The sequence below is a fragment of the Citrobacter freundii complex sp. CFNIH9 genome, from assembly GCF_002903305.1.
GTDB lineage: Bacteria > Pseudomonadota > Gammaproteobacteria > Enterobacterales > Enterobacteriaceae > Citrobacter > Citrobacter portucalensis.
Genome location: NZ_CP026238.1, coordinates 2,328,942 through 2,343,301 on the forward strand (window position 1 = coordinate 2,328,942; position 14,360 = coordinate 2,343,301).

A 14,360-nucleotide genomic window follows, 5' to 3' on the forward strand; every position below is an offset into this window, starting at 1 on the left:
TAATTCATCAACTTATCTTCGATGAGCGCAAGGAGATCGTATGTCACAGGATGCCGACAACCTGTATATCGCCAGGACTAAAGCAGTTGCTGGCTGCTTTTCAATGTTTTTACTGATGTTTGGCCTCACGTTTACCCCGTTGTTTTTCCCCGCGAGTCAGGACCTGCTTGCCAAAGGGCTACTTTTTCCGCTGTTGTTTGCTTTGGAATTTGTTGTGCTGGTTCCGCTGTATTATTTCTTCTTTAGAAAAAGAGAGGGGCTGGGCAAAGGCATTTTCAACGCCAGGTGGTTTACCATTTTGTTTGCGGCGCTGCTTTTTATTCAGCTTATCCTGCCATTGGTTTTGGGGCTTAGACAAACTGAAGCGTGGGTGACCAGCCAAATATCCTTAAGTAGTTATGCGTTGTGGTTATCTACGTTGACCCTGATATTTATCGCGCCAGTTTATGAAGAAATTGTTTTCAGAGGCTGTTTATTCAACGCGTTCCAGTACTGGTTCAATAATAAAACCTGGCTGTCGTCAGTGGTGGTATCGGTCATTTTTGCCATCATGCATACGCAGTATGTGGATCTACGCACGTTGCTGATGTTGTTTCTTGTGTCGCAGGTGTTGATCCTGGCCAGACTGAAAAGCAACGGTCTGTTGATGCCAATTATGCTGCATATAGTGATGAACGGGACGGTTATTGCTCTGCAAATGGGAGCCCAGACGTTACTGCCTGATTCATAAAGGTGATGCCCGGAACCCGGGCATCACGGATTATACGTGCAGACGATGGTGCAAACGCGCACCGACCAGCAACGCCAACACCAGCATCAGGGCGATAAATCCGCCCACGCCGTTCCAGCCATAGCTGTGCCAGAACACACCGCCCAGCGTACCGGCAATACTGGATCCCAGATAATAGCTGAACAGATACAGGGAAGAAGCCTGGCCTTTAGCGCGTTTTGCTCGTGGTCCAATCCAACTGCTTGCTACGGAGTGCGCGGCAAAGAACCCGGCTGAAAAGAGCAGCATCCCGGCGAAGATCAGCCATAGCGATGTGAACAGGGTCATTAAAAGTCCAACCAGCATCACGCCTGTTGAAAAGAGCATTACCGGGCCACGGCCATAACGAGTGGTCATAGAACCCGCCTTTGGCGAACTCCATGTCCCGGTCAGATACGCCACAGATAACAAACCTACAACCGCCTGGCTGAGCTCCCACGGGGAGAGCATCAGGCGGTAGCCGATATAATTAAACAGCGTGACAAACGATCCCATCAGTAAAAAACCTTCCGCAAACAGCAGCGGCAAACCTTTGTCGCGCCAGTGCAAGCGGAAGTTGATAAACAACGTTTTCGGGCGCAGCGACGTTGGTCTGAAATGACGAGATTCCGGCAGGATTTTCCAGAACATCAGCGCAGAGGCAAGGGCAAAACAGCCGATCGCCGCCAGCGCGATACGCCAGTTAAAAAAGTCGGTAAACACGCCGCTGATCAAGCGACCACTCATTCCGCCAATTGAGTTACCGCTGATATACAGGCCCATTGAGAAGGCGACGAAACTGGGATGAATTTCTTCACTCAGATAGGTCATCCCTACCGCTGCGACGCCGCTCAGTGAAAGTCCTATCAGAGCACGCATGATTAAAATACCGTGCCAGCTGGTCATCATCGTTGAAAGCAGCGTACAACAAGAGGCGAGCAGCAGCGCGGTAACCATCACCGGCTTGCGGCCAATAGCATCTGAAAGTGGGCCGGTAAACAGTAACCCTATCGCCAGCATCGCCGTCGAGATGGAAAGCGAGATACTGCTGCTTGCGGGAGAGACCCCAAACTCGTGCGAGAGCACTGGCAGTATGGGTTGTACGCAATAGAGGAGGGCAAAAGTCGCCAGTCCGGCGGAAAACAGCGCCAGCGTGACGCGCATAAATGGGGATGTTCCGCGTTTGATAAATCCATCCGGCGGGGTAACTATCTGTTCATCAACATCGCTTGTTGGCGCGGTATCGACAGTTGTTGTACGGCTCACTTGAAATCCTTGCTCATTCAATTACGTCTACAGGACCAGCCTTAAGAGTATGAAAATCACAATATTCTGTCTAATATATTAATAATCTCAAATAATATTTTAAAAATATGAATATCGAACTGCGTCATTTACGTTACTTTGTGGCCGTTGCCGAAGAGTTGCATTTTGGTCGGGCGGCGGCGCGGTTAAACATTTCGCAACCGCCGCTAAGTCAGCAGATCCAGATCCTTGAACAGCAGGTTGGCGCCCGGTTACTTGCCCGAACTAACCGTAGCGTGGCACTGACCTCTGCCGGAAAGCAGTTTCTGGCGGACAGTCGGCAGATCCTCGGGCTGGTTAATGAAGCCGCCGCCAGGGCTGAGCGTTTGCATCTGGGAGAAGCAGGGGAATTGCGTATCGGCTTTACGTCGTCCGCGCCGTTTATCAAAGCGGTTTCAGATACGTTATCGCTGTTTCGCCAAAGCTACCCGGCAGTGCATATGCAAACCCGTGAAATGAACACGCGTGAGCAAATTGCCCCGCTCAATGAAGGAACGCTGGATTTGGGACTTCTGCGTAATACGCAGCTTCCGGAAACGCTGGAGCGTGAAATCATTCTGCATGAACCACTGATGGCAATGATCCCACGTGCGCATCCGTTGGCGCAAAAACCCGTGGTCACGTTGGCCGAACTGGCGAATGAGCCATTTGTCTTTTTTGACCCCCATGTGGGGACAGGGTTGTATGACGATATTCTGGGCCTGATGCGTCGCTATGGACTGAAACCGACGATTGCGCAGGAGGTTGGCGAGGCGATGACTATCATTGGGCTGGTGGCCGCAGGATTAGGGGTTTCTATACTTCCTGCTTCTTTTAAACGGGTGCAACTGTATGAAATGTGTTGGATCCCGATAGCGGAAGAAGATGCTGTCTCGGAAATGTGGTTAGTGTGGCCAAAGCATCATGAGCAAAGTCACGCCGCGCAACGCTTTCGCGAGCAGCTTCTGGCGGCCGTTCAGAGCGGTTAATTTAGTTTAAAAATGGGCGAAAATGTGCAGTAAATCACAAGGCTAAGTAAAAAGTTGACGGAAGCCATTGAAGTGCTTCACCATAGCCCGCAGATTATTTCGGAGCGCGAAAATAAAGGGAGTAAGTGGTGGTTGCTGATAGTCAGCCTGGGCATATCGATCAAATTAAGCAGACCAATGCGGGTGCGGTTTATCGCCTGATTGATCAGCTGGGTCCGGTATCGCGTATTGATCTCTCCCGCCTGGCACAATTGGCGCCTGCCAGCATTACCAAAATTGTCCGCGAAATGCTCGAAGCGCATCTGGTGCAAGAGCTGGAAATTAAGGAAGCGGGTAGCCGTGGTCGTCCGGCCGTTGGGCTGGTTGTCGAAACGGAGGCCTGGCACTACTTATCCATTCGTATCAGTCGTGGCGAGATTTTTCTGGCGCTACGCGATCTGAGCAGCAAGCTGGTGGTTGAAGATTGTCTTGAAATGGCGCTGGTCAGCGAAACACCGTTGCTGGATCGCGTGATAACCCAGGTCGATCAGTTTTTCATCCGCCACCAGCAAAAGCTGGAGCGCTTAACCTCCATCGCCATCACCTTACCCGGCATTATTGATACTGAAAACGGTATCGTTCATCGCATGCCATTTTACGAAGATGTCAAAGAGATGCCGTTGGGCGAAGCGCTTGAGAACCATACCGGCGTGCCGGTGTATATTCAGCACGATATCAGCGCCTGGACGATGGCCGAGGCGCTTTTTGGCGCATCGCGCGGTGCGCGCGACGTCATTCAGGTGGTGATCGATCATAACGTGGGTGCAGGGGTGATCACTGACGGCCATTTGCTGCATGCAGGCAGCAGTAGCCTGGTGGAGATTGGTCATACGCAGGTCGATCCCTACGGTAAACGCTGCTATTGCGGCAACCATGGTTGTCTGGAAACAATCGCCAGTGTCGACAGCGTGCTCGAATTGGCGCAGGTGCGCCTGAAGCAGTCAATGAGTTCTTCTCTACATGGGCAACCGTTAACGGTAGACGCGCTGTGTCTGGCGGCCATGCAGGGTGATTTATTGGCGAAAGATATCATTAGCGGCGTTGGGACCCACGTCGGTCGAATTCTTGCCATCATGGTGAATTTGTTCAATCCGCAAAAGATATTGATTGGGTCTCCGCTCAGTAAAGCGGCAGATATCTTGTTCCCAACCATCGCGGACAGCATTCGTCAGCAGGCGCTTCCGGCTTACAGTCAGCATATTGTCGTTGAAAGTACGCAGTTTACCAATCAGGGGACGATGGCGGGTGCGGCACTCGTGAAGGACGCGATGTATAACGGTTCTTTGTTGATTCGTCTATTACAGGGTTAACATTTTTTAACTGTTGTACGAAAAATTGCGCTATCTCAAGCTGATCCTGGTCGTCATACCTTAGACTTTCTCCACTGTTTTATTTTCCTGACTTATATTTTCAAAGCATAACGGTGGAGTTAGTGATGCTGAAGCGTTTCTTTATTACAGGTACAGACACTTCTGTTGGGAAGACCGTGGTTTCCCGCGCATTACTACAAGCGTTAGCGTCAGGGGGTAAAAGCGTTGCGGGTTACAAACCAGTAGCCAAAGGCAGCAAAGAGACGCCCGAAGGTCTGCGCAACAAAGATGCACTGGTGCTGCAAAGTGTGTCATCTATCGAGCTGCCCTATGAGGCAATTAACCCAATTGCGTTAAGCGAAGATGAAAGTAGCGTGGCGCATAGTGGTCCGGTCAATTACACCCTGTTATCCAACGGTCTCGCAAGCCTTAGCGAAAAAGTCGATCACGTCGTCGTGGAAGGCACCGGAGGCTGGCGGAGCTTGATGAACGATCTGCGTCCGTTATCGGAGTGGGTGGTGCAGGAACAACTGCCGGTGCTGATGGTAGTGGGTATCCAGGAAGGCTGTATTAACCATGCGATCCTCACCGCGCAGGCGATTGCCAGCGACGGACTGCCGCTGATTGGCTGGATTGCGAATCGCATTAACCCGGGGCTGGCACATTATGCGGAAATCATTGATGTGCTGGGTAAAAAATTACCTGCACCGCTGATCGGTGAACTGCCTTATCTGCCTCGTGCAGAGCAGCGTGAACTGTCTCAGTACATCCGCCTGTCAATGCTCGGCAGCGTGCTGTCGGTAGATAGAGTCGTGGCGTAACGTACGCGACAGCACCGACGCCAGGACACAGGCGATCAGTAATCCGGGGAGCAGGCGATACTCCCCGGTCATTTCACAAACCATCAGCGTCGACATTATTGGCGCATGCGTGGTAGCCGCCAGCAGCGTGGCCATCCCCGTTAATCCCAGTAAAATAGCTATCTCATCCGAGCCTGGAAGCCATAATCCCCATACCTGGCCCAGCAGCATGCCCACAGACAGACCGACAAACAGCGTTGGCGTAAACACGCCACCTGGCGCACCGGAACCACTGCTGGCAAGCACCGCCAGTAATTTGCAGATAAAAATCCCGCTAACCACGGCCAGCAGCGGTGGTGAAAGTAAATATGACTGCACCACGCTGTAGCCATTACCCCAGACCGTAGGCGTGAGCAATGAAAGCAGGCCAACGATCAACCCGCCAAGCGCCAGTTGCCACGGTGGCGAGAGTTTTAAGCGCAAAAATACATTATGGCTGGCGGTCATCAACCACATGAAGAGCGGTCCGCAGATGCCAGCAGCCAGACCGGTGCTGACAATCATAACGTATTCCAGAGCATGTAATTCCCGCGACAGGTGCACGGTATACAGCAGCGCATTGCTGTCGCTAAGCAGATTGGTGGTGAGTAATGCGACTACGGCGGACACCACTACCGGTCCCAGTGAGGCGAGGATCAGCGTGCCAAACAATACTTCGGCAATAAATAAACTGCCCGCCAGCGGGGCATGATAGGCTCCAGCCATACCTGCAGCGGCGCCGCAGGCAATCCATAACTTCCATTCTGTACGCGGGGTAAAGCGTTGAGCAAAGCAGGAGGCCGCCAGCGCCGCCAGTAAAATCATGGCACCTTCACGTCCGATGGCGCTCCCGCTGGCAACCACCAGTAACGATGCCAGCGATTTCACCAGGCTTGCACTGACGTCAAATTGTCCGTCGGTTTGCAGGGCTTCCATATAATCAGTGGGAGCCTGCGGACGTAAACGGTTAAATTTTTGCCAGCCCCACAGTAGTAATCCAGCCGCCAGACCGCCGAGTGCAGGTGTCAGCATACGCCTTAAGGGCGAAAGGTTTGTCGCTGCGTTGACCAGACTCCCTGTGTTGTTGCTCAGAAACAACCATTCGAGAAGTAGCATGGCATGACGAAATCCTGCGACGGCCAGCGCAGCAAGGACGCCAATCAACGCGGCGATCAGCAGGCGGCGGAACATGGCACGCAGGTCAGGGTAAGCATGTAAATGATGCATGAGTGGCCAGACTGGAAAATTCAGACGCTCTATTTTGCGGCTATTAGGTAACAGAAGCAAAAGCTCAGCGTGCGCAACAGGATGCACCACAGGCAGGACGCATCCTACCTGTGACGAAACTAACGGAACAAAGGCTTATCGGCTACCGGGATCAGTAACTGTGATTGCCACTGTGCCAGCGTCAGGCGCGCCAGCTCACCAAGCGCCTGGTAGAACGGGTGATCGGCTTTTTCGATAAACACATTAAGAAAGCGTGATGACCATGGGAACAGATGCCAGGCCAGCAGTTGCTCGCACTCGGTGTGGCGTTCGTTCTCGGCAAGCCAGGCCGTCAGCAGCAGCAGGGAACCAAAATGATCTTCTGGCTCATTTTGCTGCATGGCAAACTGGATGCCGTTGTCCCGCATCCACTGACGTAATGCCAGCGTGGAGTCGCCAAACAACACGTTTTCACGATCCAGCCAGACGGATCCCCATGGCGGAGAAGGGAGCGCATAAGGTCCAACAAACAGACGTTGCCAGGCCTGCGGGAGAGACTCATCGGCCTCAGCCTGAAACTGAGCGACTAACGGCGAAAGCGTTGTCTTTTCAAGCGGCCACTGCGCCTGCCAGCCATAGGTTCTTAACGCACTGACCAGTGCCGAAGCTTCCGCACTGTCTGGGGCATAGTAAAATAGCGCGCCGAGCACGCGCGCTGCGGTAGAAAAGTTGTCACGTTGTGAAAAATGGGTCATGCAAACAATCCTGAACAGTGCGGGTTGCCCCGCACCCGAAAGTTAACCTGCGACAGCCATTCCGACTGTCATATGTAAACCGTAAAACAAACCGCGGCCAATGATTTCACCGACAAGCACCAGAATTAACCCGAGCGCCAACCCGCCAACGGACGGTCCTTTGCGACGGATCAACGGACATATCCAGCAACCCAGACCCGCGGCCAGCAGCAGGACTCGCCAGACCTGTAAACTGCCGTAGTCGGGAACCAGTGCGCTGGCGGATTGTACCGAACTGTGGATCTCGCCGAGTGACAGTCCCTGCAGCACAATAACGGCCACCGTAACCAGCAGAGCCAATACGCTGATACCGGCGAATCTGGCGGCGTTAAAAGAAACGCCTGCAGCACGCAGCAGCAGAGCGGCAAATAGCGGTCCACTGAGCAGCATCGTCATGAAAAACGCCAGTGTAGTATAGCCGTTATACCAGGTTGGGACGGTGTCTATCTGGTAGACGTTGGTCATCGCAAAGACAAATACCAGGCCCAGCAGCATGCTCAATAGCATCCAGATTTTACCTAACGCTGCGGGCATTTTACCGAGAAACGCCACCAGCCACCACAGGCCACCGACGGCGAAAAACAGCGAACCGCTGGCGATTTCGTTACTTAGCGCCGATGCGCCAATTCTGTTCAGCGAGTTAAACGCGCGCAGCGGCGAACCTAAATGCATAACCGAGGCGAGAAAGGCGATGCCCATTACCAGCCAGAGAAAAAACATACTGCGAACGATACGTTGTTTTGCCAACTCGTCTTTAGCGGTCAGCCAGCCGTAACCACTGACGATCAGCGCCCCGCCTACGCACTGGCCCAGCACCGTAAACAGTACCAGCGGCCATTCATGCCATCCATTTCCCATTTTACACCTCCTTTGGATTAGCCAGAAAACCCGTGGTATCCCCGGTCGGGCGGCAATTGGCGTTTGGTTTGATCACAATATTTGGTTTGGTGAAGTGCGCACCCGGCAGCGGGGCGACGGCAACCAGTTCACCATGTTTTTTGCGCAGTTCGTCGATGGGGCCAAAATCCAGCGCACGCAGCGGACAGGACTCGACGCAGATGGGCTTTTTGCCGTCTGCCACACGATCATGGCAGCCATCACACTTGGTCATATGTCCTTTTGCAGCATTGTACTGTGGCGCACCGTACGGGCAGGCCATATGACAGTAGCGACAGCCAATGCACACGTCTTCATCGACCACCACAAAACCATCCTCACGCTTATGCATCGCACCACTTGGACAAACCTTGGTGCAGGCCGGATCCTCGCAGTGGTTACAGGAGATTGAAAGATAGTAGGCAAAAACGTTCTGGTGCCAGACGCCGTTGTCTTCCTGCCAGTCACCACCTGCGTATTCGTAAATCCGCCGGAAACTGACGTCAGGGGTGAGGTCTTTGTAGTCTTTGCAGGCCAGCTCGCAGGTTTTGCACCCGGTGCAACGACTGGAATCAATAAAAAATCCATACTGAGTTGTCATGGGTTAGTCCTTAAACCTTCTCGATCTCGACCAGATTAGTGTGCTGTGGGTTGCCTTTTGCCAGCGGTGAAGGGCGCTGTGTTGTCAGCGTATTGACGCAGGCGCCATGGTCAATTTTGTCGCCGGCCATATCGGCATCGTGCCATGCACCCTGGCCCATTGCGCTGACGCCAGGCAGGATCCGTGGCGTCACTTTGGCCGGAATACGTACTTCCCCGCGGTCGTTAAAGACCCGCACCATATCGCCATTTGCAATACCACGCTTTTGGGCATCGACGGGATTGATCCACACTTCCTGACGACAGGACGCCTGCAGAACATCGATATTGCCGTAGCTGGAGTGCGTACGGGATTTGTAATGGAAGCCAAACAACTGCAGCGGAAATGCGCTGCGTTTGGGATCGTCCCACCCTTCAAACGTGGAGGCGTAGACGGGAAGTGGGCTAATTACTTCATCCTTCTGCAACTCCCATGTGTTGGCAATTTTCGCCAGCCGGCTGGAGTAAATTTCAATCTTTCCAGACGGTGTTTTGAGCGGATTGGCCTGCGGATCGTCGCGGAATTTTTTATAAGCGACAAAATGCCCGTTAGGATCTTTGCGTTTATAGATCCCCATTTTTTTCAGCTCGTCATAAGAAGGGAGCGCGGGGTCCTTGGCCAGCATTTTTGCATACAGATACTGGAGCCACTGTTCCTGAGTACGGCCTTCCGTAAACCGTTGATAGATATCATTGCCAAGGCGTTTGGCGACTTCGCTCATTATCCAGTAGATCGGTTTGCGTTCGAACTTCGGTGACGTCGCGGGTTGAATAAAAATGAGGTATCCCATGTTGCCCGCATAGTCGTTAGGAATGATGTCTTCCTGTTCGACGGTCATTAGGTCCGGCAGCAGGATATCGGCATATTTCGCCGAGGAGGTCATGAAGTTTTCGATGACCACTATCATTTCGCATTTCGTATCATCCTGAAGGATCTCATGCGTTTTATTGATATCTGAGTGCTGATTAGTAATGGTGTTGCCCGCGTAGTTCCAGATAGACTCCACTGTCAGACGGATGGACGGACTTGAAGTAGTTGACTCAACGCTACTTAAGGTCCTGATATGACTGACATTAACCATGACAACACTGTATATCCATCCAGTTCTTTCTCTGGGTCTCCCTATCTGTATGGGCAAGTCTACACCCCAAGTCCTGACACAAGGCTGACACAAATCAATCTACTCGGCGTAGCTAAGCCTCAGTTAGTCCGTAGAGCCAATGGTCGATATACTATCCGCTTCAGACTCAAGGGACAGACCACACCGTTTCTTTCAGTATCGACCCGCAGCACAGACAGGAGAGTAGCCACAATGCGTCAGAGAGAGCTTGCAGCCACAGCTAAGGCCTTCATGTTGGATAGACCTGAAGTCTCGCTACAGGAGCTTACAGAGCACCTCCGGTCTATGGCTGAGCAGTTCCTGACAGACGCTAGTGACGATTACTGGAATGGACTTGAGGTCGCTACTTTGGTGGACGAGAAGTCCAACCTGAAGGAGCTAGCCGCTACGCAAGCCTTAAGTCTGGACCAGCAGAAGGGCATAAGGTTAGCGCTTGAAGTCCTGACCGCAGCACAGCAGAGGGTAGACACTGGTGATACCTCTGGTCTGATTAAGCTGATTGATGATAATAACCATACTGATTACTCAACTATAGGCGACTCTACGTCAATTCTGAAGAATGAGCAGGGGGATAGACCAGTAGTTTTCACACAGGAGCGCCAACCTGAGGTCACTATCTGTAGTTTTTCTGAGCTAGTGTCCTCGCTGCTGGCTGAGAAGGTCCAGACCCTGAAGTCCTCCAGCTACAAGGACCTCTCGTCCTCACTGAATACCGTCTCTCGGTTCTTACCTGAAGACATGGACCTGATGTCCCGCTCTGAGTGGCTGGCTGTCAGGGACGCTATGCTGGCTTCTGAGGTGAGACCGTCGACGATTAACAAGCTGCTGACTAAGGCGAAGATGTGTCTTGACTACGGTCTGATGAATGGGCAACTTGAGGGCCGCAACCCTATTGAACGGATGAAGCTGACCAAGGATATCGACTCCAAGCGCAGAGCGTTCACAGACGAGGAGCTGGAGAGACTTCTGGTCCGTGTTGAGGCTGAGTATCAGTTCACACGACACACGGCTCACACGACCTCTGAGGCCCGTAGATGGGCGTCTCTGGTGTCTGTAGTTACTGGCGCTCGGTCTGCTGAGGTCTGCCACCTGACTAAACGTGACATTGTAACCTTAGACAATGGACTGGTCTGTATCGACATCAACGAAGATGGGGACGGTAAGTCTGTGAAGAACAAGCATTCAGTCCGACTTGTGCCGTTGACCGATGGGGCCTGTGGTCTTGACCTGAAGTCCTTCCTCGAATGGGTAGACATGCAGCCTGACGAGGGTCCTCTCTTCGGGATGACTCCAAGCGCATACTCTAGCTGGTTTAACTCTAGGGTCCTGACTGAGGCCCTAGGAGACTCTCAGGATGTCTCTCTCCACAGTCTGAGGCATTGGCTGGCGACCCGCATGAAAGAGCGTGGAGTCAATCTGGTGGATGCTCAGGGCATCTTAGGCCATAGCAGTCAGTCCATTACGTATGACCTGTACGGGAAAGGACATGCAGTCCAGAGACTGGCTGAGGTGCTGAAGACAGCTTTACTTTAAGTAGGGAGACCCAAGGTGGGAGACCATAGATAGCTATGGTTTGTGCCTTGGGTCACTGAAGTCTGACTGAAGTTATGGAGGGTGATATTAATCATAATCCCTCCTGACTGTAGGTCCACTGGTTCGCCTTCGGCTGCCTGACCCTAAGTCTGTCTGTGGTCTTATTTAAACTGCGTCCTAAACTCAGGCCCCTCCAACTTTCCATTAGCTTTCAGTATCTTACAATAATCCCTCACCTTCGGAAGTTTGGGCTCAGACCCTTAACTATCACCCTAGGAGAGACACGCCTGTCCTCCATCTAACCGAAACCGCTGCTACCCACTGCAAGTAGCCAACCTTAAGAGGAGGCCCATCCATGGCTATTACAATTCAATGCTACTCAGAGTCCGACAATGAGGCCTTCTTCGGTGGAGACCTCGACCATGAGCAGCTACCAGCGCCGACCTATGATGAACCTAAGGCCCGTACAGGTAAGCCGCCTGTGGTCATCGACAATCGGTCTGTGAGGCTGTGGCTGATTGAAACAGGATGTCTATCCTATTCACAGCTTGCTGAGGCCTACCCATGGGCAGACGATGTGTTTACAGGGCTGTCACGTCCTTCAGGTCTCTCTAACAGCGGGGGACTCCCGGTCTCCAAGGCCTACCTGTTCGCTGCCTTATATGGCACCAACGATATCTTCTCCCGCAATACTGACATCTCCTACACGGCAATCACGGGTCGCTCCCCGTCTCCTCGCTACCTACGCCACGTTAACTCTGTACTTCAGGCTACCTCTGTGAACATGAAGAAGGTGCTCTGTGATAAAGGGATGATGGAATAAGCACTCACTATAGGGGACCAGACCCTAAACTATCACTATAGGGAGACCTGCTTCCGCCTCTGAGTCTGATGCGTCAGAACATGCGAGCATCTGGTCAACCGACATTAAGTATCTCTCCTAAGTAATCAAGGCCCGTGACCGCCTCTGTCAGACCTCCTGTATGACCTCCAGCTCGTTAGCGTTCTTCAGTCATCTGTTAGTAGCTCGTCTACTCACTACTCATTGGCTTAAGTTTATCACCGCTCACCATCTGGAAGTCCTTACAGCTCGTCCTGACATGCGGTCCCGCCTTTATACATATGGAGACACGCTAGTTATCTAGTAGCCAGTAGGAAAAAGTTTCCGTCTGGTCAGGACTTAACGCGCTCAAAACTGAGCAGTCACCATTCTTAACGGGTCCAAATTTGGGCGCGTTGGCGAGAAGTCTAACCAACCCAGAAAACGGGTTTGTTAAAAAAGTTAACATGGTCTTCACACGACCTTATTACCTCAAGTCTTTCTGTATGTCTCCTGTTGCCTGTGAGTCTCCCTATCGTTGGGGGCTTGAGTAGGCTTTCAGGGTGTGACTTCAGGAGGCATAACAAAAGGAGTACAACGATATGTCAACTCAACCCTTAATGAAGCATGAAGTAGTTCTTCCTGTCATCGTTGACGGCTATCACTGGGCCTGTAATCAGGACCGTATGTGGAACCTGAACGAGCTACATAAAGAGCTTGAGCTTCCATCTGCTAAGGAGCCGGGTCAGTGGCGTTCTAGCGTCAGGACGCTTCTTGACCAAGATGCAAATTTGCATGTTGCTCATGGTGGTTCGACTCCGGGGACATGGGCTACTGAAGAGGCGGCTATTGCCTATGCGATGTGGGTCTCACCTGATTTCTACCTTAAGGTCATCCGTGCTTTCATCGCTTTACGTAACGACAAAGTGTCGGAAGCTAAGGCGCTGGCGCAGGACTCCAAGGAACTTAAGGGTCTCAAGCCTATAGCCCGTAACTGGCTGGAAAAGCTGGATAACCCGAAGCAGGGCCACACCCTGACAGAGTGTCTTAAGAATCTCGACTTCAGGTTAGGTACAAAGCTGGTATCAGCCAAGGCTCTTAATGCCGTATTGAAGTCAGGGCGTATAGCTAATCCCTTCTATAGTCGCAAGCTGGACGGTCGAGGACAGCCTGTATTTGACATCTCGTCAGGTGGCTGGATGACCAGCTTCAATCCTAAGGGTCTGGAGAACGGCTATTACCGTCTTCAGGATAACCACTATAACGGTCAGGAGGGGCTTAAGGTCCTCACCAAGGGTTACGAGTGGCTTAAGTCCAACAAGGTCGAGCTGGTTCGTCTGTGCGCTAAGGGAGGACTCTAAGATGATTGACCCACGCACACCTGAGGGCCGCATGACTCTCCGTTACCGTGGCTACCGGACTGAAGTCCTCCTCAGAGAGCTTGGTCTAGACCCGGAAGATGAGACCCGCCAGCACCAATCCCGAGACGAGCTGATAGCGCAACTGGTCGCTATGAAACTGTCTGCCTAATTTTAAAACCTTTTGAGATGACCGATGCGGGGAGACCCGTAGGCGCTACTGCGTCTGCGATACCGATAGTCTCAACTCTCAAGAGGAGAATTACCTATGATGTTCAACAACAACAACTGGAAGCTGTCAGTCACCGACATCAACCTTTATGAAAACACTGTGAGTCTGGACGGTCAGTCCTATCCGTTGTCGCTCGCTATCAAGACCCTGATTCCGGGCTACCTGTCAGGACTGCCGTCTACCAGCCGTGAGTCTATGGAGTTACTGGAAGCTCTGGCTGAAGCTGGTGTAGCTATTGGCAACTTCTTCAGTAATGACCTGATGACCGCCTATGGTCGCCGCCAGCAGAACAAGCGAGCTGAGGCTGAGCGTATCGCTAAAGAGCAGCGCATTCAGGCCGAGCGCATGCGTGAAGAGAACATGACTGATGCAGAGTGGCAGAAAGAGCTACAGCGCCGCGAACAGGTCAAAGCTGAACGCCGGACCTATGGTGAGAACCTCCGCAGTGCTACCCATTCCGCTGGTCGCTCCCGTGCCGCTATTGTCGCTGACCTTGAGTCAGGCGGTAACTGGCTGGACAGCTTATAAGACACACAGTCCCTGACCCGATGTTAGGGACTCCTCAGTTTTGA

The 14,360-nt window shown here is 52.4% G+C and carries 13 protein-coding genes and 1 pseudogene; 8 read left to right on the plus strand and 6 right to left on the minus strand.

All coding sequences use genetic code 11. The features are described 5' to 3' along the window. Positions 1-40 precede the first annotated feature (40 nt). The gene (locus C2U43_RS11790; protein WP_103285175.1) at positions 41-730 is read left to right on the plus strand and encodes a CPBP family intramembrane glutamic endopeptidase; all 690 of its coding nucleotides are present in this window, start codon (positions 41-43) and stop codon (positions 728-730) included. Positions 731-760: 30 nt separating this feature from the next. Here the strand turns inward: C2U43_RS11790 and C2U43_RS11795 are convergent, their stop codons facing one another. Next, the gene (locus C2U43_RS11795; RefSeq protein ID WP_003832886.1) at positions 761-2,014 is read right to left on the minus strand and encodes an MFS transporter; all 1,254 of its coding nucleotides are present in this window, start codon (positions 2,012-2,014) and stop codon (positions 761-763) included. A gap of 107 nt (positions 2,015-2,121) precedes the next feature. On the opposite strand from C2U43_RS11795, the gene C2U43_RS11800 reads away from it, so the two are divergent. The 3 genes from C2U43_RS11800 to bioD all read left to right on the plus strand — a co-directional run bounded on the left by C2U43_RS11800 (position 2,122) and on the right by bioD (position 5,191). Then, positions 2,122-3,021, plus strand: coding sequence for a LysR family transcriptional regulator (locus tag C2U43_RS11800; RefSeq protein ID WP_032943386.1), 900 nt, complete (start codon positions 2,122-2,124; stop codon positions 3,019-3,021). A 128-nt stretch (positions 3,022-3,149) separates the two neighbouring features. Beyond that, on the plus strand, positions 3,150-4,370 hold the full coding sequence (mlc, locus tag C2U43_RS11805) for a sugar metabolism global transcriptional regulator Mlc (protein ID WP_003832888.1): 1,221 nt from the start codon (positions 3,150-3,152) through the stop codon (positions 4,368-4,370). A gap of 125 nt (positions 4,371-4,495) precedes the next feature. Continuing rightward, entirely contained in the window at positions 4,496-5,191 is a 696-nt protein-coding gene (bioD, locus tag C2U43_RS11810; RefSeq protein ID WP_103285176.1) for a dethiobiotin synthase, read from the plus strand. Here the strand turns inward: bioD and clcB are convergent. From clcB to C2U43_RS11835, 5 genes and pseudogenes are all read right to left on the minus strand, one after another. Continuing rightward, on the minus strand, positions 5,147-6,436 hold the full coding sequence (clcB, locus tag C2U43_RS11815; RefSeq protein WP_008784724.1) for a voltage-gated ClC-type chloride channel ClcB: 1,290 nt from the start codon (positions 6,434-6,436) through the stop codon (positions 5,147-5,149). The genes bioD and clcB overlap by 45 nt on opposite strands. Positions 6,437-6,555: 119 nt before the next feature. Next, positions 6,556-7,170: a Tat proofreading chaperone DmsD gene (dmsD, locus tag C2U43_RS11820; RefSeq protein ID WP_103285177.1), complete on the minus strand. Its 615-nt coding sequence runs from the start codon at positions 7,168-7,170 to the stop codon at positions 6,556-6,558. 42 nt (positions 7,171-7,212) lie between these two features. After that, positions 7,213-8,067 (minus strand): dimethyl sulfoxide reductase anchor subunit family protein, encoded by an 855-nt coding sequence (locus C2U43_RS11825; protein ID WP_103285178.1) that lies wholly within the window; start codon positions 8,065-8,067, stop codon positions 7,213-7,215. A 1-nt stretch (position 8,068) separates the two neighbouring features. Beyond that, positions 8,069-8,686 carry a dimethylsulfoxide reductase iron-sulfur subunit DmsB gene (gene dmsB, locus C2U43_RS11830; protein ID WP_103285179.1) on the minus strand — a complete coding sequence of 206 codons (618 nt, stop codon included), beginning with the start codon at positions 8,684-8,686 and terminating at the stop codon, positions 8,069-8,071. 10 nt (positions 8,687-8,696) lie between these two features. Beyond that, positions 8,697-9,731, minus strand: a pseudogene (locus C2U43_RS11835) (molybdopterin dinucleotide binding domain-containing protein); the annotation flags it as partial. Between the two features lie 57 nt (positions 9,732-9,788). On the opposite strand from C2U43_RS11835, the gene C2U43_RS11840 reads away from it, so the two are divergent. The 4 genes from C2U43_RS11840 (at position 9,789) to C2U43_RS11855 (ending at position 14,316) form a co-directional block, all read left to right on the plus strand. Continuing rightward, positions 9,789-11,378 (plus strand): site-specific integrase, encoded by a 1,590-nt coding sequence (locus C2U43_RS11840; RefSeq protein WP_199771094.1) that lies wholly within the window; start codon positions 9,789-9,791, stop codon positions 11,376-11,378. Between the two features lie 355 nt (positions 11,379-11,733). Beyond that, positions 11,734-12,201 carry a hypothetical protein gene (locus C2U43_RS11845; protein ID WP_001018629.1) on the plus strand — a complete coding sequence of 156 codons (468 nt, stop codon included), beginning with the start codon at positions 11,734-11,736 and terminating at the stop codon, positions 12,199-12,201. A gap of 599 nt (positions 12,202-12,800) precedes the next feature. Next, a complete protein-coding gene (locus tag C2U43_RS11850; RefSeq protein ID WP_000107258.1) occupies positions 12,801-13,559 on the plus strand; it encodes a KilA-N domain-containing protein in 759 nt (252 codons plus the stop codon). Between the two features lie 265 nt (positions 13,560-13,824). Beyond that, the gene (locus C2U43_RS11855) at positions 13,825-14,316 is read left to right on the plus strand and encodes a hypothetical protein (RefSeq protein ID WP_000971494.1); all 492 of its coding nucleotides are present in this window, start codon (positions 13,825-13,827) and stop codon (positions 14,314-14,316) included. The last annotated feature ends 44 nt before the right edge of the window (positions 14,317-14,360 follow it).

Bases quoted from the DNA above. Each gene is read 5' to 3' on its own strand.
- C2U43_RS11845 (WP_001018629.1), top strand. From the start codon at position 11,734: ATGGCTATTACAATTCAATGCTACTCAGAGTCCGACAATGAGGCCTTC.
- C2U43_RS11850 (WP_000107258.1), top strand. From the start codon at position 12,801: ATGTCAACTCAACCCTTAATGAAGCATGAAGTAGTTCTTCCTGTCATC.
- bioD (WP_103285176.1), top strand. From the start codon at position 4,496: ATGCTGAAGCGTTTCTTTATTACAGGTACAGACACTTCTGTTGGGAAG.
- clcB (WP_008784724.1), bottom strand. From the start codon at position 6,436: ATGCATCATTTACATGCTTACCCTGACCTGCGTGCCATGTTCCGCCGC.
- C2U43_RS11800 (WP_032943386.1), top strand. From the start codon at position 2,122: ATGAATATCGAACTGCGTCATTTACGTTACTTTGTGGCCGTTGCCGAA.
- C2U43_RS11840 (WP_199771094.1), top strand. From the start codon at position 9,789: ATGACTGACATTAACCATGACAACACTGTATATCCATCCAGTTCTTTC.
- dmsB (WP_103285179.1), bottom strand. From the start codon at position 8,686: ATGACAACTCAGTATGGATTTTTTATTGATTCCAGTCGTTGCACCGGG.
- dmsD (WP_103285177.1), bottom strand. From the start codon at position 7,170: ATGACCCATTTTTCACAACGTGACAACTTTTCTACCGCAGCGCGCGTG.
- C2U43_RS11825 (WP_103285178.1), bottom strand. From the start codon at position 8,067: ATGGGAAATGGATGGCATGAATGGCCGCTGGTACTGTTTACGGTGCTG.
- C2U43_RS11855 (WP_000971494.1), top strand. From the start codon at position 13,825: ATGATGTTCAACAACAACAACTGGAAGCTGTCAGTCACCGACATCAAC.
- C2U43_RS11790 (WP_103285175.1), top strand. From the start codon at position 41: ATGTCACAGGATGCCGACAACCTGTATATCGCCAGGACTAAAGCAGTT.